We start from the raw sequence: 17,341 nt of genomic DNA on the forward strand, positions 1-17,341 counted from the left end.
TTGAGTGGTGTATTTAGCGATAAACACAACCAGCTCGTTACAAAGTATTGCATGTTCAATCACTACGTGATCGACTCGGTTGATTACTTGTTACTTTCAATGTCGTTCTATCCAGTTTTCAATGAACAAATTGAAGATTATATTGTCCAGCTCCAAACACCAGCTCACGCGTCTGCTTCGGTCTTTCGGACGAAATGCAAGCATTTCACCTCAAGCCCTCCAGCAGCCGGTTGAGCTAACCGGTGTTTTCCGCTTTTCGATAAACCTTCAAAACTGAACGCAAAACGTCAACTTACAGATCGAAGATCTGTATTCCGTAATTATCCTTAGAAAGGAGGTGATCCAGCCGCACCTTCCGATACGGCTACCTTGTTACGACTTCACCCCAATCATCTGTCCCACCTTCGGCGGCTGGCTCCCGTAAGGGTTACCCCACCGACTTCGGGTGTTACAAACTCTCGTGGTGTGACGGGCGGTGTGTACAAGACCCGGGAACGTATTCACCGTGGCATGCTGATCCACGATTACTAGCGATTCCGGCTTCATGCAGGCGAGTTGCAGCCTGCAATCCGAACTGGGAACGGTTTTATGGGATTGGCTCCCCCTCGCGGGTTCGCAGCCCTTTGTACCGTCCATTGTAGCACGTGTGTAGCCCAGGTCATAAGGGGCATGATGATTTGACGTCATCCCCACCTTCCTCCGGTTTGTCACCGGCAGTCACCTTAGAGTGCCCAACTGAATGCTGGCAACTAAGATCAAGGGTTGCGCTCGTTGCGGGACTTAACCCAACATCTCACGACACGAGCTGACGACAACCATGCACCACCTGTCACCGCTGTCCCCGAAGGGAAAGGCATGTCTCCATGCCGGTCAGCGGGATGTCAAGACCTGGTAAGGTTCTTCGCGTTGCTTCGAATTAAACCACATGCTCCACCGCTTGTGCGGGTCCCCGTCAATTCCTTTGAGTTTCAGCCTTGCGGCCGTACTCCCCAGGCGGAGTGCTTAATGCGTTAGCTGCAGCACTAAGGGGCGGAAACCCCCTAACACTTAGCACTCATCGTTTACGGCGTGGACTACCAGGGTATCTAATCCTGTTTGCTCCCCACGCTTTCGCGCCTCAGCGTCAGTTACAGACCAGAAAGCCGCCTTCGCCACTGGTGTTCCTCCACATCTCTACGCATTTCACCGCTACACGTGGAATTCCGCTTTCCTCTTCTGCACTCAAGTCCCCCAGTTTCCAATGACCGTTCGCGGTTGAGCCGCGAGATTTCACATCAGACTTAAAGGACCGCCTGCGCGCGCTTTACGCCCAATAATTCCGGACAACGCTTGCCACCTACGTATTACCGCGGCTGCTGGCACGTAGTTAGCCGTGGCTTTCTGACGAGGTACCGTCAAGGTACGGGCAGTGACTCCCGTACGTGTTCTTCCCTCGCAACAGAACTTTACGACCCGAGAGCCTTCTTCGTTCACGCGGCGTTGCTCCATCAGACTTTCGTCCATTGTGGAAGATTCCCTACTGCTGCCTCCCGTAGGAGTCTGGGCCGTGTCTCAGTCCCAGTGTGGCCGATCACCCTCTCAGGTCGGCTACGCATCGTCGCCTTGGTAGGCCGTTACCCCACCAACTAGCTAATGCGCCGCGGGCCCATCCTGCAGTGACAGCCAAAGACCGTCTTTCAGAGTTCCTCCATGCGGAGGAACTGATTATTCGGTATTAGCCCCGGTTTCCCGGAGTTATCCCCATCTGCAGGGCAGGTTGCCCACGTGTTACTCACCCGTCCGCCGCTAAATCAAGGGAGCAAGCTCCCTGTCATTCGCTCGACTTGCATGTATTAGGCACGCCGCCAGCGTTCGTCCTGAGCCAGGATCAAACTCTCCATAAATCTGGCGGACCGATACGCAGCGCATTGCGTTGTCAGCTGCACTCGCTCAGTCGGTCGCGTACCGAAGTACGCTCCCTCCTTTGCTCGATTGCTTCCTAGCACTGCACTACGTCTCGGCCGCCAGATGCCTCTCTTATAGAAGAAAGGTTGAAGAAATTCGAGTAGCTCGATTTCTTTGCTGGCATCTTTATGATGTCCATTGTTGTTGTTCGTCCGCCGACGGGGTCGGCTTCGGAACTTTATGTTGACGTTTTGCTGTTCAGTTTTCAAGGTTCATGTCGTTGCCGTTTGTTTCAGCAGCAACTCTTATATCTTACCACTCTGTTCATTCTGTGTCAACAACTTTCTTCAACTTTTTTCAGAAGCTGTTTTCAGTTGTTTGTTTCGAATGTCTCAAGCGGAACGTTTTCTATATTACCACCTGGTTATTTTGATTGCAATAGTTTTTCGCAAAAAAGTTAGCGCTAATTCTCTAACTTCGTAAAAACAGCGGTATGACGCCGATAACGCAGGCATCATACCGCTTGATAGGATCAGTCTTTCGAGCGCATTTGCGGGAATAGCAAAACATCGCGGATCGACTGAGCATTAGTGAGGAGCATGACTAGACGGTCAATGCCGATGCCGAGTCCCCCTGTTGGCGGGAGGCCGTACTCAAGAGCTTCGATAAAGTCTTCATCCATCTCATGCGCTTCGTCATTTCCTTGCTCCTTCTCAACAAGCTGAGCCTCAAAACGCTGCCGCTGATCGATTGGATCGTTCAGTTCCGTGAACGCGTTGGCATGTTCCCGGCGGACAATGAATAGTTCGAAACGGTCTGTAAAACGTCCGTCTTCCGGATTCTTCTTCGCCAGCGGGGAGATTTCCACCGGATGGCCATAGATGAATGTCGGCTGGACGAGCTGCTCTTCCACTTTCTGTTCGAAGAATTCATTGAGCACATGGCCGACTTCCATCATGGCGGTCACTTCTACGCCATGTTCCTTCGCAAGCTGATGAGCTTCTTCCTTCGTCATCTCTTTCCAGAAGTCCACCCCAGTGTATTCCTTCACGGCATCCGCCATATGGAGCCGTTTCCAGCCCGGTGCCAGCTCAATGACATCCTCGCCGTACTGGACACTTGTCGTGCCAAGCACTTCTTTGGCGATATGAGCGATCATGTTTTCGGTTAGTTCCATGACATCTTTGTAATCCGCATATGCCTCATAAAGCTCCAGCATTGTGAATTCCGGGTTATGGCGTGTCGAAATCCCTTCGTTACGGAAAACACGGCCGATTTCATATACTTTTTCAAGCCCGCCGACAATCAGGCGCTTCAGATGCAGCTCGATTGCGATCCGCATATAAAGTTCCATGTCCAGCGTGTTATGGTGCGTGATGAAAGGACGCGCACTTGCACCGCCTGCAATTGCATGCAGCATTGGCGTCTCGACTTCCAGGAATCCTTGTCCATCCAGGTAACGGCGCATCGACTGGATGATCCGGCTTCTTGTGAGGAATGTCTCCTTGCTCTCCTCTGAAGTGATCAAGTCCAGGTACCGCTGGCGGTAGCGCTGTTCGATGTCTTTCAATCCATGATACTTGTCCGGAAGCGGGCGCAGCGCTTTCGTCAGAAGCAGGAAACCTGTCGCTTTAATGGACAGTTCGCCTACTTTTGTTTTGAACACAGTTCCTGTCACGCCGACAATATCCCCAAGATCCGCATCGTCGAACAGCTCATACGCCTCTTCCCCGACAGCGTCCTGGCGCACGTATATCTGCAGTTGGCCGCTGAGGTCCTGGACATGCGCAAATCCAGCTTTCCCTTTTCCGCGCTTCGTCATGATCCGCCCCGCAATCTTCACTTCTTGCGGTGCTTCATCGAGTTCCTCTTTCGACATTCCTTCGAAAGCCCTCTTTATTTCGCTGGAAAGATGCGTCCGTTCGAAACGTTTGCCGAACGGGTCAATCCCTTTGCCGCGAAGTTCATCCATCTTCTGGCGTCTCACCAGCAGCTGGTCATTTAATTCATCCAAATGGGACATGTTCTTCACTCCTCATCAAATTGTCCTCGATCGATTGCTCAATTAGGGTCTGTTCCTATTGTACACAATCCGCATATGTAAAAAAACCGCCACGTCAAAATGGCGGCTTTCCTGCATGAATTTCTGCGGCATAGACCTGGCGCCAGATGCGTTTGCACATGGGAAGCCCTGTTCCGCTCCGTCATTTTATTGCTTGATGAAACAGGAAGGACTTCTACGGCTGACGCCAGACATCCCGCAATTCACCGGCGTGCATCCACATCTCCACCCCGCCGCCCCGGGCTGCAGGCTCTTCCTTATACAGTTTATCCGTCCCAGGCTGTGCGGCAGTAGGCGCCACTTCCAGCAGAGGGATCAGGACAAATGCCCGTTCGTGCATCCGCGGGTGTGGCACGAGCAGGTTCTCCGATTCAATATTGTCGTTATTATACAGCAAAATGTCAAGGTCCACCGTTCGCGGGCCCCACCGGATGAGCCGGACCCGGCCAAGTTCGTTCTCGATCCTCTGACAAGCGGCAAGCAGATCCTGAGCGGACAGGCGCGTCTCCACCTTGACGACAAGATTCAGGAAATCCGCTTGGTCGGTGTAGCCGACAGGTGCTGTTTCATACACGGAAGAAAGACCAGCCACCTTAATCCCTTCTTGCCTTTCAAGGAGACGCACCGCCTCCATCAGGTGATGAAGCCTGCCGCCGATGTTGGAACCGATGGATAGGTAGGCGGTATTCACTCGAAGCGCCCCCTTGTGATATCAACGGAAACAGCTGTGTAATGGCCAGGGATAGGCGGGTCAGGCTTCACGAGCACCACCCTTGTGCCCGTCACTTTCTGCGGGAATTCATCCAGGATCCGCCGGGCGATCTCTTCCGCCACCGCTTCGATCAATTGATACGGCTTACCTTCCACAACAGACTTGCACAGCGCATACACTTCCGCATAGTTCACCGTCCGGTCCAGTTCATCCGTCCGGCCCGCTTCCGCCAAGTCAACGGCAAGGGAGACCGTCGCCCGAAACCGCTGCCCGAGTACGGTCTCCTCAGCAAGCGCACCGTGGTATCCGTAGAATTCCATGTCATGCAAATGGATATAATCCATCAGAGCACCCCTCCCGCAATCGCTGTTTTATTGGACAAAACATCCATCATCCGTGTCATCCGCACGACTTCCTTTACATCGTGCACCCGCATGATATGGCAGCCGTGATCGATTCCGTAGCAAACCGTCGCACCGGTCCCTTCCAGGCGTTCGCCGACAGGAAGATCAAGGATATTGCCGATCATCGACTTGCGTGATGTGCCGAGAAGCACCGGATAGCCCATGTCAGAAATCCGCTGCAGTCCCTGCATGGCAAGGACGTTCTGCCTCGTATCCTTCGCAAAGCCGATGCCTGGATCAAGCCAGATGTTGCCGTCCTTTACTCCCGCTTCACTCGCAATCTCAATGCTTCCGCGCAAGTCCGCGAGCATGTCGTCCATGAAATCATTCTCATAGACTGCCCGCTCTCTGTTATGCATCAGGATGATCGGTGCATTGAAACGCGCTGCTACATCAGCTATGGCAGGTTCCCGCTTCGCCCCCCATACGTCATTGACGATATGAGCACCCCCCTTAAGCGCCTCTTCCGCCACTTTCGCCTTGTACGTATCGATGGAGATGGCGCAGCCGAGTTCCGCCGCAATCGCTTCAATGATCGGCACCGTCCGCTCAAGCTCCTCTTCCAGAGAGACCGGGGCATGGCCAGGCCGTGTCGATTCCCCGCCAATGTCGATGATTTTTGCTCCGTCCGCCAGCATCTCTTCCGCATGACGGAGTGCCGCATCCCGCTTTCCGAACCGTCCGCCGTCCGAGAAGGAGTCAGGCGTCACATTCAAGATGCCCATGACGACCGTCTCCCTGCGGAAATCAAATTCCGTCCCGCCAAAGCGATATGTAGAAAACGCATGTTGTAATTCCATTGCTGTCACTCCTTCAAGTCTTCAATCGCATCGTTCAGTCTTCGTTGCAGCTGTTTTGTATAGATGCCGTCCATACCCGGAAGCCGCCTTCCCGCGAGTTCACCGATCGGTACAATTTCCTGCACAGCATTCGTGACAAACAGTTCGTCCGCCGCTTCTGCGTCCCGTTTACGGTAAAACCCTTCCGATACGGGCATCCCCAGCTCCTTCGCTATTCGTAGGATGAAATTCCGCATAGTGCCCCGAAGGATGCCAGTGCCTGCCGCTGGCGTGTACAGGTGTCCGTCTTTAATCCAAAATACATTGGATGTCACACCTTCAGCGACGAACCCGTCAGCGGTCAGAAAGAGCCCTTCCTGTTCAGCCAGACTGCCGATTTCCTGCCGGCCGAGGACATTATTCGCAAATTGATGCGATTTGCGGCGGACCGCTGATTCGGGCGTGTTCCGCAGGGTATCCAGCCAGACCGCCCTTTTGGCCTGCTTTTGCTGTGCATGCGGGAGCTCTTTTCGCAGCAGCATTACATGTGGCACCTCGTATGAGCGCGGTGCAAGCCCGACCGGATGGACCCCTGCTGATACGTTCAAGCGGAAATAGCCATCTGCGCCGCCTGCCAGCCGGTCCAGTTCCCGGACGGTCTGTTTAATCTCCGCGTTTGTATATGGCATGGCGATCCGGTACTCGGCAAGAGCAGCGTGCAGCCGCTTCATATGGTCATCGAACAGGAAAACATGGCCGCTGTACGTCCTGAATGTCTCGAAAAAGCCAAGGCCATACAGGAATCCGTGGTCGAACGGTGAAATCCGCAACTCATCTGCTTCCAGGAATTCACCGTCCATCCAGCAGATCAAACCGGCCGCTCCGCAAGTTGTTTTGCTTGCCAGAGGGCATTCGCCTTATTCAGGGATTCCTCATACTCCAGGCGCGGCACCGAGTCCGCTGTCAGTCCGGCACCCGCCTGGATATGGACAGTTCCGCGCGTCATATACGCTGTGCGGATCACTACGTTCAGCTCCAAGTCCCCCGTGCAGCCAATCCATCCGATGGATCCGGTGTAAAGTCCCCGGCGCACCGGCTCCAGCTGCTCGATCAATTCCATCGTGCGCAGTTTCGGTCCGCCCGTGATCGACCCTCCCGGAAACACGCCCCGGATGACATCCGCCGTCGTCAGCTCCGGCAGGACATCACCTGTGATATTTGAAACGAGATGCATCACATGTGAATACTTTTCGATCACACGGTATTCGTCCGTGTCGACCGTACCCTCCCGGCAGATTTTCCGGAAATCATCCAGCTCGACTTCCACCAGCATGTCATGTTCCTCGCGATCCTTCTGGCTAGCCAGCAATTCATCCTCAAGCAGCCGGTCCTCCGCCTGATCTTTGCCACGCAGGCGCGTGCCGCCGATCGGCCGGGTGCTGATCGAGTCTCCACGTTTTTTCAAGAGCAATTCCGGCGACCCTGATACGACCGAGAAATCCGGCGCCCCGATCATAGCCATATACGGAGAAGGATTGACCGCCCGCAGCGCCTCGTACATCCGGAGCGGCTCGGCACGCAGCGGAGCCGACTGGCGCACCGATAAATTCACCTGTTCGACGTCGCCCCTTCGGATATACCGCTGGACCGCTCGCACCATCTCCTCGAACTCCGGACCGGTTACCGAAACGGCAACTTCTTCTTCCGGCTGCACGACCACTGCCCGCTCCGCGGAATCAAACCTGCGGCTCGCAAGTCCGCTGCAGCTCGCACGCTCCCAGCTGCCGCGCATATGTGCCGGATTTTTATCCGACCCAGGCAGCGCCATGAAGAACGCCGTCTCCTCCGCCACATCAAGCACTGCCCACTCTTCAAACAAATAAAAGTGAAGATCCGGCGTCTCGAGATCGTCTGCCGCAAGGGCCTGGACCGGCTCGTACCGTCTCATATAATCATAGCTGATGAATCCGAGCGCACCTCCCTGAAAGGCAGGGAGCCCTTCTGCCAGTTCGACATCCATCTGCTCGGTCAGCCGGACGACCTCCTGAAGAGGCTCTCCTTTGGCAGTCTCCGAGCGGCCATCCGCGTATATGATTTCTAGCGGCCCGCCTACAGGTGCCTGCATGGTAAGCAGCGGGTTGATCCCCGCGATGCAAAGCCTGCCGTCACGCCCGCTTTCCAGCAGAATATGCCGATCCGCTCCGCACGCAAGCTCTTGGTATGCATAAAAAAACTCATCCTTCGTCATCCTGGCCTTCACAAACTTGCATTGCCGCCCCATTCTCCCAATCTCCTTCGACTCCAGTATTACCCCCATCTTACCGCGCGAGAGCGCCTGCATGCCAGTGTCAAATACAGGGGCGGGGTGATAATGTGTGGCTGAATGGTGATAAACAGCTGCCGAGCGGTGATAAAGCCTGCCTGAACGGTGATAAACGGCTGCCGAGCGGTGATAAAGCCTGCCTGAACGGTGATAAACTCTCTCGAAGCGGTGATAGATCACACCGCCCGCTCCGCAAAAAAGAGAGGACTGCTCCGGCAGCCCTCTCCTCTTCATTCATTCTCTTCAAAATTGTACAAAGGCGTGCTTAGGTAGCGTTCGCCGTTCGACGGCAGGATGGCGACGACTTTCTTGCCTTTACCGAGCTTCTTCGCGACCTGGATGGCGGCATAGATGGCGGCACCTGAGGAGACGCCACCGAGGATTCCCTCTTCACGGGCTGCGCGTCTCGCTGTTTCATACGCCTCATCGTTCGTCACCTGGATGATCTCATCGTAAATTTTCGTATCCAGCACTTCCGGAACGAAGCCCGCTCCGATACCTTGAATCTTATGAGGTCCCGGCTGTCCGCCCGAAAGGACCGGCGAATCCGTCGGCTCAACAGCAATGATCCGGACCTCAGGGAATTTTTCTTTCAACACTTCACCGACACCTGTGATCGTACCTCCCGTGCCGACACCTGAAATGAATGCATCCACGCGGTCAAGCGCATCGGCGATTTCAGGTCCCGTCGTCAGGCGATGCACTTCCGGGTTTGCTTCGTTGTTGAACTGCTGCGGCATGAACCAGCCGTTTTTCTCAGCAAGTTCCTCCGATTTCGCGATGGCGCCTTTCATGCCCTCCGCACCCGGCGTCAGCACAAGATCCGCCCCGTATGCACGAAGAAGGTTCCGGCGTTCGAGGCTCATCGTATCAGGCATGACAAGGACGGATTTATAGCCTTTCGCGGCAGCGATCATAGCAAGGCCGATTCCCGTGTTGCCGCTTGTCGGTTCAATGATGGTACTGCCTTCTTTCAAATCGCCCTTCTTCTCCGCCGCTTCAATCATCGCAAGCGCAATCCGGTCTTTGACGCTGGAACCCGGATTGAAATATTCCAGTTTCAGATAAATCTCCGCGCCTTCCGGATCTGCCAATTTATTCAACCGGACAAGAGGCGTCCGGCCGACTAGGTCTGCTACTGAATTTCCGACTCTGCTCATCGTTCATCCTCCTAATACCAACTAAGTTAATATGTTTTATAGTATTAATTCTACCCGCACAAGGTTCCCCTTGTCAAACGATTCATGCTAGTTCCTGTAAGTGGTGTTCCCCGAAAACGTCTTTGTACTCCTGCCCATGCGAAAAACCCGCCTGCAACTCACGCAGACGGGACCTTTATTCATTCGCCATAAAACCATTTCGCATTGAATTCCTTCCAAAATGCTTCAGGCGTGACAGATTGGGATAATTGCTCAAGCGCGATTTCCCGCTTGATATGATCCTTCACTTGCTCATATGAGAAGGAACGGCCATCGATAATTTCGCTGACCCGGATCGCTGCATATGTACCATCGGACAGATGGACCACTTTTTCACCCGCCCCTTTCTTCAAACCAGGGATCGCCTCAATGATCGCCCGGTCCGCTGTTTCAGAGGCTTCGTTCAGATAGCCCAGATCGCCCCCGAGACTCGCCGACGACAGGTCCGTCGAACGTTCTTTGGCCAGTGCACCGAAATCGGAGCCCTTCGACAGTTCCTTCACTGTCTCTTCTGCTTCTTTTTTGGTAGGAAGATAGATGGCTGCGGTGCGGTAAGCCGTCAGGACGTTGAAGAGCGCTGCGTTTTCTTCATAGTAGGCTTCCGCGGCCTGGTCAGAAATGACGACATCATTCGTCAGCACCTTCTCTAGAAAAAGAGTCGATCGGATTTTCTGCCGGGTTGATTCCGCATCAAGACCAGAGTGTGACGTGCCATCCACTGACGTCAGCAGAGCCAGTTCCAGATCAACTTCCGCATCCGTCGCCTCAATACCGTATTTCTTCGCGGCTGCTTCCATCACCCTGTCGTTGACGAGGTCGAGAAGGACATCCCGTCCGACCCGCTTCTCCATCGCATCCAGCCATTCCTCGCGAGTGATCGGCTTGCCGTCGACAGACGCCACCTCTTCCAGGTCGGCGATCGGTTTCTTATCAGGCATCAGCCAGCCGATGAACCACAAGATATTCGTGAAGGCCAAAATGGCGATCAGCACAAGCAGCGGCTTTGTCTTCAGCCTGCGCCGCTGCCTGCCCTGCTCCTGTTGGCTGTTACGATCGGTTCCGTATCTCATCGATGAAACCTTCCAGATCCTCTTTCGAATACTGGTACTTCTCCAGGCAGAAATGACACTCCGCTTCTGCGCCGCCGTCTTCCTCAATCATATCGCGGATTTCCTTTTCGCCCAGTCCGACGATGGCATTGCCGAAGCGTTCCCGCGAACAAGTGCAGGTGAAACTGACCGGCATCTTATCGATCACTTCGACATTGCCGGCGCCAAGCACTTCAGCAAGAATCTCTTCCGGCGTCAGCCCGCGGGCGATCAGCTTCGAAATCGGTTCCACCGTCGAAATCCGTTTCTCCAGCTCTGTGATCGTCTCTTCGGTCGCACCCGGCATCACCTGGATGATGAATCCGCCTGCCGCCTTCACGGTATTGTCCGGATTCACGAGCACGCCAAGACCGACAGCCGACGGAACCTGCTCTGACACCGCGAAGTAATTCGTGAAATCCTCGGCGATTTCTCCGGATACAAGCGGCACCTGGCCAGTGAAATAATCGCGCAAGCCGATATCCTTCACGACCGTCAGCATGCCTTCCGTTCCGACTGCACGACGGACGTCGAGTTTCCCTTTTTCATTCAAATCAAAATGCGTCTGCGGGTGAGTCGCATAACCGCGTACTTCCCCTTTGGCATTGGCGTCAGCGACAATCGGGCCGATCGGGCCATTCCCCTCGATCTTGACGGTCAGCTTCTCCTCGCCCTTCAGCATGGCTCCCATCATGACCGCAGCTGTCATCGTACGGCCAAGCGCAGCTGTCGCAGTCGGCCACGTATAATGACGCCGCTGCGCTTCTCCTGCCGTTTCAGTCGTGCGCACCGCATATGCGCGGATCGTTCCGTCAAACGCCAGCGCACGGATCAAATAATCACTCATCTCTCGCAACTCCTTCTCATACGTTTCGTTCATAAATCAAATGCAGGCCTTTCAGCGTCAAAAAGCTGTCGACGACATCAATCACATCCGTCTCGCTCGCAATCAGATCCGCCAATCCCCCCGTCGCAATGACGGTTGGCTCCACCTTACTCTGCGCCTTCATCCTGCCCACAATACCTTCCACTTGTCCCACGTATCCATAAATGATGCCCGCCTGCATGGCAGCCACCGTATTTTTCCCGATCACATGCTCCGGACGCACCAGCTCCACCCGCGGCAACTTGGACGCGCGGTCGAACAGCGCTTCCATGGAAATCCCCATGCCCGGTGCAATGGCGCCGCCCATATATTCACTGCGTTCATTCACATAACAGAACGTCGTCGCCGTGCCGAAATCTACAATGATCAGCGGGGATCCATATTCATGGATTGCGGCGACTGCATTCACAATCCGGTCCGCCCCCACTTCGCGCGGATTCTCATATTTAATATTCAGCCCCGTCTTTACGCCAGGTCCCACAATGAGCGGCCGCATGCCGAAATACTTCCGGCACATCTGCTCCAGCGGGAACATGACCGGCGGCACCACGGATGAGATGATGATACCTGAAATATCGCTGAACTCTAGACCCACATGGGAAAACAGCGACTTCACCGACATTGCATACTCGTCCTCGGTTTTATGGCGGTACGTCTCCATGCGCCAATGATGCAGCAGCCGGCCCTCTTCGTAAACGCCAAGCACAATATTCGTATTGCCTGTATCAAGCACTAAAATCATAGTCATTTCCTCACTAACATCGAGTTTTCCAAAACATCATACCATACCTCCCGCGTGGACACACACTGATTCGTACAGAGTCGGCCGGACTGGCGGGTGGAGGGAGATGCCGGTCTATTGCATGTTTCGTTCTGCCTCATTACAGGCTGCCGGCGTTGCTTACTTTTACGGCCCGGTTGCTTCGTTTGGCGGCCGATTGCTTATTTCCGCAGCCTCGTTGCTTACTTTCGCCTGCTCATTGCTCACTTCAACGGCCGCGTTGCTTCATTTCACCGCCTTATTGCTTACTTCGCCCGCCTCGTTGCTCCAGGCTGCCGGCGTTGCTTACTTTTACGGCCAGGTTGCTTCGTTTGGCGGCGGATTGCTTACTTTGGCAGCCTCTTTGCTTACTTTCGCCTGCTCATTGCTCACTTCACCGGCCGCGTTGCTTCGTTTCGCCGCCTGATTGCTCACTTGGCCGCGCGCTGCTTCGGGCTGCCGGCTTTGCTTACTTTTACGGCCCGGTTGCTTCGTTTGGCGGCGGATTGCTTACTTCGGCGGCCTTGTTGCTTACTTCGCCCGCCCCGTTGCTCCAGGCTGCCGGCTTTGCTTACTTTTACGGCCCGGTTGCTTCGTTTGGCGGCGGATTGCTTACTTGTGCAGCCTCGTTGCTTACTTAGGCCCTCTCATTGCTCACTCTACCAGCCGCGTTGCTTATTTTCGCCGCCTGATTGCTTACTTGGCCGCGCGCTGCTTCAGGCTGCCGGCTTTGCTTACTTTTACGGTCAGGTTGCTTCGTTTGGCCGCTGATTGCTTACTTTGGCAGCCTCTTTGCTTACTACTGCCTGTACATTGCTCACTTAACCGGCTGCGTTGCTTCCTTTCGCCGCCTGATTGCTTACTTGGCCGCGCGCTGCTCCAGGCTGCCTGCTTTGCTTACTTTTACGGCCAGGTTGCTTCGTTTGGCGGCGGATTGCTTACTTCGGCAGCCGCGTTGCTTACTACTGCCTGCTCATTGCTCACTTCAACGGCCGCGTTGCTTCGTTTCGCCGCTTGATTGCTTACATCGCCCGTTGCTTCATCTCCCAGCCACTCCTTTACTCTCTCAGATCAGCCAATTCTGTAGAAACAAATAAAACAGACAACGCTCATATGGCGTTGTCTGCATTCTGTATGATCAATCTCTGCGCTCCTCGTCGATGGAAGGGAGCGGTCGCTCTGGTGCTTCTTCTTTCGGAAGGTCCGCGACGGATGGATCGTACGGTGCACCTGTCGTATCCGGATTGACATCCGGGGAGTCGGATGCGCTGCCGTTTGTCTCGTACGGGCGTTCCGGCAATGTGCCGTGGTCTTTCAAGTGGTTGATCTGCTCGGCGTCGAGTGTTTCCACTTCAAGGAGTGTCGTCGCGATCAGGTCAAGCAGTCCACGGTTCTCCGTCAAGATCTGTCTGGTGCGTTCGTATTGCTCTTTAATGATCCGCTGCATTTCCTGGTCGATCTCGTAGGCGATCGATTCGGAGTAATTCTGTTCGGAGTTGAAGTCGCGGCCTAGGAAGACCTGACCTCCTTGCGACTGGCCGAACTGCATTGGACCGAGTTTGTCGCTCATGCCGTACTCGGTGACCATCGAGCGGGCGATGCCTGTCGCACGCTGGAAGTCATTGTGCGCACCGGTCGAGACTTCGCCAAGGACGATCTCTTCCGAAACACGTCCACCGAGCAATCCGGCGATCTTGTCAAGAAGCTCCGGCTTCGTCATGAAGTACCGGTCTTCTTTTGGCAGCATGACGGCATAGCCGCCTGCCTGGCCGCGCGGAACGATTGTCACTTTGTGGACAATCTCTGCATCATCCAGCATGAGGCCGACGACCACGTGACCCGCCTCGTGGAAGGCCACGATGTTCTTCTCCTTCTCGGAGATGACGCGGCTCGTTTTGGCAGGACCCGCAATGACGCGGTCTGTCGCCTCGTCGATGTCCGCCATGTCGATTTTCGCTTTCTTGCGGCGAGCTGCGACAAGTGCCGCCTCGTTCAGCAAGTTCTCAAGGTCTGCGCCCGAGAAGCCTGGCGTCCGCTGCGCGAGAGCCTTCATGTTGACGGAATCGTCAAGCGGCTTGTTGCGCGCATGCACTTTAAGGACAGCTTCACGGCCTTTGACATCCGGACGGCCAACTGTGATCTGGCGGTCGAAACGGCCAGGACGGAGAAGTGCCGGGTCCAGGATGTCCGGACGGTTCGTTGCAGCTACGATGATGATGCCTTCATTGCCGTCAAAACCATCCATCTCAACGAGCAACTGGTTCAATGTCTGTTCACGCTCGTCATGTCCGCCGCCAAGGCCTGCGCCCCGCTGACGGCCGACCGCGTCAATCTCATCGATGAAGATGATACATGGCGCGTTCTTCTTTGCGTTCTCAAACAAGTCACGGACACGGGATGCCCCGACACCGACGAACATCTCAACGAAGTCGGAACCCGAAATCGAGAAGAATGGCACGCCGGCTTCTCCCGCGACTGCACGCGCGAGGAGCGTCTTACCTGTTCCCGGAGGGCCGACAAGCAAGATGCCTTTCGGAATACGCGCACCGAGCTCGGAGAACTTGCGTGCGTCTTTCAGGAAATCAACGACTTCCTCCAGCTCCGCCTTCTCTTCATCCGCACCAGCGACGTCCGAGAAGCGGACTTTCTTGCGCTCATCCGTATGAAGCTTCGCCTTGCTCTTGCCGAAATTCATGACGCGGCCGCCACCGCCGCCCTGCGCCTGGTTCAGCAAGAAGAAGAACAGGATGATGATGATGATGAACGGCACGAGACCTGTGAAGAAGGATACCCATGCGCTCGTTTCAGGAGCCTGTTTGACGACCAACTCAGGATTGCTCGCCCGGCCTTCTGCGACGATCTGTTCCATCACCGTCTGGTCGCTGTACAGAATGTTAGTCGTGAATTTCTTGCCTTCCTCGTAGCCGTTAATGACACCTTCGACATTCAGGACGCCGTTCACAGGCTGGAGGGTCATCGACTTAATGTCGCCTTTTTCCAAGTGACTATAAAATTCGTCGGTTCGAATCTCTTCCATCTTAGGATTCGGATTATTTAACGAACTGAAAATCCCCATGATCGCGAGGAAAATCAAACCGTATAATAGAAAGTATCGAAGTATTCGATTCATCCCAAGCCTCCTCATTTCTTCAACAGAAAACTATTGTAAATCTTAACACAGATAGGAACCCATCTACAATGAAAACGACTTATGGAAAAAAGCTCTCCGCTGTCCTTCGAGAGGACTTATCGGAAAGCTCTCAGAATGAATAGATTTCCTTTTTCAGGACTCCGATATACGGGAGATTCCGGTATTTTTCTGCATAGTCCAGTCCGTATCCGACGACAAATGCATCCGGTACGATGAATCCGACATGATCGGCGTGCAGGTCCACTTTTCGCCCAGTCGGCTTGTCGAGCAATGTGACGATCTTAATGGACTTCGCTTTGCGGTATTTGAAAAGGTCCACAAGATAGTTGAGTGTTTTCCCGCTGTCGATGATATCCTCGATGATCAGGACATCGCGGCCTTCGACGCTAGTGTTCAAGTCCTTGACGATTTTCACTTCACCGGAAGAAACCGTGGCATTTCCGTAACTGGATACATCCATGAAATCGATCTCTATGTATGCATCGATCCGTTTGATCAAATCGCTCATGAAAGGCAATGCGCCTTTGAGGACTCCGATGGCGAGAGGGAATTTGTCCTTATATTCCTCCGTCAAATCCTTCCCGAGTTCAGCGATTTTCTCCTGGAGCTGTTCTTCTGTGATCAGTATTTCTTCGATATCTTTCTGTAGCATCGAAAGTCCTCCTCTTTCTACAAACCCGGCTGCATCAAGCACGGGATGCGATGAATATATACTTTCCCCTGTTTGCATCATCCGAAAACAACGCGCCGTACCGGATGCCGGGAACTGCGCACACGTCCCCGCCCGCCGTCATGATGACAGGCGTCTTGTCCCGCAGTCCTTTTTCGATCTTCTCATCAATGAACAGCCGCGACAGCCGCTTGGGCTTCTCCATTCCCGAAAGGCGGAGCCGATCCCCGTCTCTCCGCGTCCGCACAGACAGCGGCAGTGACGGATCGTCCAATGTGAAATATTTCACTTCCACACGCTGCGGTATATCGGAAGGCGGCTGCGCAGCGTCTCCCCAGTAAAATCGCCAGCCATTCCAGGCCGTCCACCCGTTTTTCACCAGTGTCACCTGGAGCGGCTGCCTCTTCTCTGTCTCTTTCTGCATGAAGACCGACCTTCCATAATGCCGCCGGCAAATCACGCCGGCCGGCAAATGCAGATCTGCATTTCCATCGCTTGCACAAAGATGTCTGCGGAGACTCTCCAGCAGGGCTGCGCTATAGTCCACAGGTATATTTTCCCCATCGTACATATGATTTAATAGTAGTTGAATGAGCCTCCTTTGTAAAGCAGGGTGCATTGATTTGAACTGGTCTGCACGCACTTCCGGAAAGCCTTTTTCCGTGAAGCCGACAGACGCCGCAAACGCCTCACTCGCCAAAGAATCGAGCAAGGCGGAATCCTCGCGCAGTCTCTCTGTCATGTGTACAGATTGCACTGCGGCCTTCGGATTGATTCCGAGAAGGGGCGGGACCGCCTGATGCCTAAGCCGGTTCCTCGTATATTTGCTGCTTGCATTGCTCGGATCTTCCCGCCACTTCGTCCCGCTTTCCTGTACACAGTCCCGCAGCTCCTCCTTCACCGCGGGAAGGAGAGGACGGATCAGCAGGCCGTTTCCAAAATCCCGCATGGCAGGCATGCCGAGCGGCGGACTCCCTTTCGCGATCTGCAGCAGAACCGTCTCCAGCTGATCCTCTGCATGGTGAGCGACGGCAAGTTTCGTATATCCGCAGCGATCCATCACCTCGCCAAAAAATGCGTACCTCCCTTTCCTGCATACATCCTGGACATTGCCGCCCTGCTGCCTGATGATGTCCGGCACAGGAACTTCACCGCCATGAAACGGTACACCAAGCGCATCACTGATCATCTTGACGAACCTTCCGTCTTCCTGTGATTCCTCCCCTCTGAGCATATGATCGACGTGAACCGCTCCCACCTCAATCCCTAACATTTCTTTATGAGCCGTAAGAAAGAGCAGGAGGGCGACGGAATCGACACCTCCTGAGCAAGCGGCAAGCACCCGGTCCCCTCTCTCGATCATCGACTGCTCCTCTATATATGTCATGATTTTCTTCTCAAATGAATTCATCGTAACACCTCA

Annotated in this window: 15 protein-coding genes and 1 rRNA gene; 2 read left to right on the forward strand and 14 right to left on the reverse strand. The window is 54.4% G+C overall.

All coding sequences use genetic code 11. The annotated features are described in order from the left end of the window. On the forward strand, positions 1-234 hold the full coding sequence (locus ACZ5FK_RS09295; RefSeq protein WP_464804639.1) for a hypothetical protein: 234 nt from the start codon (positions 1-3) through the stop codon (positions 232-234). Between the two features lie 96 nt (positions 235-330). On the opposite strand, the gene ACZ5FK_RS09300 is transcribed toward ACZ5FK_RS09295, so the two are convergent. The 11 genes from ACZ5FK_RS09300 to ACZ5FK_RS09350 all read right to left on the reverse strand — a co-directional run bounded on the left by ACZ5FK_RS09300 (position 331) and on the right by ACZ5FK_RS09350 (position 12,079). Continuing rightward, positions 331-1,883 (reverse strand): 16S ribosomal RNA (locus ACZ5FK_RS09300). 533 nt (positions 1,884-2,416) lie between these two features. Continuing rightward, the gene (lysS, locus tag ACZ5FK_RS09305) at positions 2,417-3,907 is read right to left on the reverse strand and encodes a lysine--tRNA ligase (RefSeq protein ID WP_464804640.1); all 1,491 of its coding nucleotides are present in this window, start codon (positions 3,905-3,907) and stop codon (positions 2,417-2,419) included. 214 nt (positions 3,908-4,121) lie between these two features. Continuing rightward, positions 4,122-4,580 carry a 2-amino-4-hydroxy-6-hydroxymethyldihydropteridine diphosphokinase gene (gene folK / locus ACZ5FK_RS09310; protein WP_464807411.1) on the reverse strand — a complete coding sequence of 153 codons (459 nt, stop codon included), beginning with the start codon at positions 4,578-4,580 and terminating at the stop codon, positions 4,122-4,124. A gap of 53 nt (positions 4,581-4,633) precedes the next feature. Next, positions 4,634-5,002: a dihydroneopterin aldolase gene (gene folB / locus ACZ5FK_RS09315; RefSeq protein ID WP_464804641.1), complete on the reverse strand. Its 369-nt coding sequence runs from the start codon at positions 5,000-5,002 to the stop codon at positions 4,634-4,636. Then, positions 5,002-5,862, reverse strand: a complete 861-nt coding sequence (gene folP / locus ACZ5FK_RS09320) for a dihydropteroate synthase (protein ID WP_464804642.1) — start codon at positions 5,860-5,862, stop codon at positions 5,002-5,004. The genes folB and folP overlap by 1 nt, the downstream gene beginning before the upstream one ends. Positions 5,863-5,867: 5 nt before the next feature. Next, on the reverse strand, positions 5,868-6,713 hold the full coding sequence (gene pabC / locus ACZ5FK_RS09325) for an aminodeoxychorismate lyase (RefSeq protein ID WP_464804643.1): 846 nt from the start codon (positions 6,711-6,713) through the stop codon (positions 5,868-5,870). After that, entirely contained in the window at positions 6,710-8,122 is a 1,413-nt protein-coding gene (locus ACZ5FK_RS09330; protein WP_464804644.1) for an anthranilate synthase component I family protein, read from the reverse strand. Before ACZ5FK_RS09330 ends, pabC begins: the two co-directional genes overlap by 4 nt. 272 nt (positions 8,123-8,394) lie before the next feature. Further along, the gene (gene cysK, locus ACZ5FK_RS09335; RefSeq protein ID WP_464804645.1) at positions 8,395-9,324 is read right to left on the reverse strand and encodes a cysteine synthase A; all 930 of its coding nucleotides are present in this window, start codon (positions 9,322-9,324) and stop codon (positions 8,395-8,397) included. 179 nt (positions 9,325-9,503) lie between these two features. Further along, positions 9,504-10,433, reverse strand: coding sequence for a peptidyl-prolyl cis-trans isomerase (locus tag ACZ5FK_RS09340; protein ID WP_464804646.1), 930 nt, complete (start codon positions 10,431-10,433; stop codon positions 9,504-9,506). After that, positions 10,411-11,298, reverse strand: coding sequence for an Hsp33 family molecular chaperone HslO (gene hslO / locus ACZ5FK_RS09345; RefSeq protein ID WP_464804647.1), 888 nt, complete (start codon positions 11,296-11,298; stop codon positions 10,411-10,413). The genes ACZ5FK_RS09340 and hslO overlap by 23 nt, the downstream gene beginning before the upstream one ends. Before the next feature lie 16 nt (positions 11,299-11,314). Further along, positions 11,315-12,079 (reverse strand): type III pantothenate kinase, encoded by a 765-nt coding sequence (locus ACZ5FK_RS09350; RefSeq protein ID WP_464804648.1) that lies wholly within the window; start codon positions 12,077-12,079, stop codon positions 11,315-11,317. A gap of 106 nt (positions 12,080-12,185) precedes the next feature. On the opposite strand from ACZ5FK_RS09350, the gene ACZ5FK_RS09355 reads away from it, so the two are divergent. Next, positions 12,186-12,524, forward strand: a complete 339-nt coding sequence (locus ACZ5FK_RS09355; RefSeq protein WP_464804649.1) for a hypothetical protein — start codon at positions 12,186-12,188, stop codon at positions 12,522-12,524. Between the two features lie 711 nt (positions 12,525-13,235). Here ACZ5FK_RS09355 and ftsH read toward each other — a convergent pair. The 3 genes from ftsH to tilS form a co-directional block, all read right to left on the reverse strand. Further along, complete coding sequence (gene ftsH / locus ACZ5FK_RS09360; RefSeq protein ID WP_464804650.1) at positions 13,236-15,227, reverse strand: ATP-dependent zinc metalloprotease FtsH; 1,992 nt, start codon at positions 15,225-15,227, stop codon at positions 13,236-13,238. 130 nt (positions 15,228-15,357) lie between these two features. Continuing rightward, entirely contained in the window at positions 15,358-15,900 is a 543-nt protein-coding gene (gene hpt / locus ACZ5FK_RS09365; protein ID WP_464804651.1) for a hypoxanthine phosphoribosyltransferase, read from the reverse strand. Positions 15,901-15,934: 34 nt separating this feature from the next. Continuing rightward, positions 15,935-17,329, reverse strand: coding sequence for a tRNA lysidine(34) synthetase TilS (gene tilS / locus ACZ5FK_RS09370; RefSeq protein WP_464804652.1), 1,395 nt, complete (start codon positions 17,327-17,329; stop codon positions 15,935-15,937). Positions 17,330-17,341 lie beyond the last annotated feature (12 nt).

It is taken from the genome of Sporosarcina sp. GTC18466, from assembly GCF_055389225.1.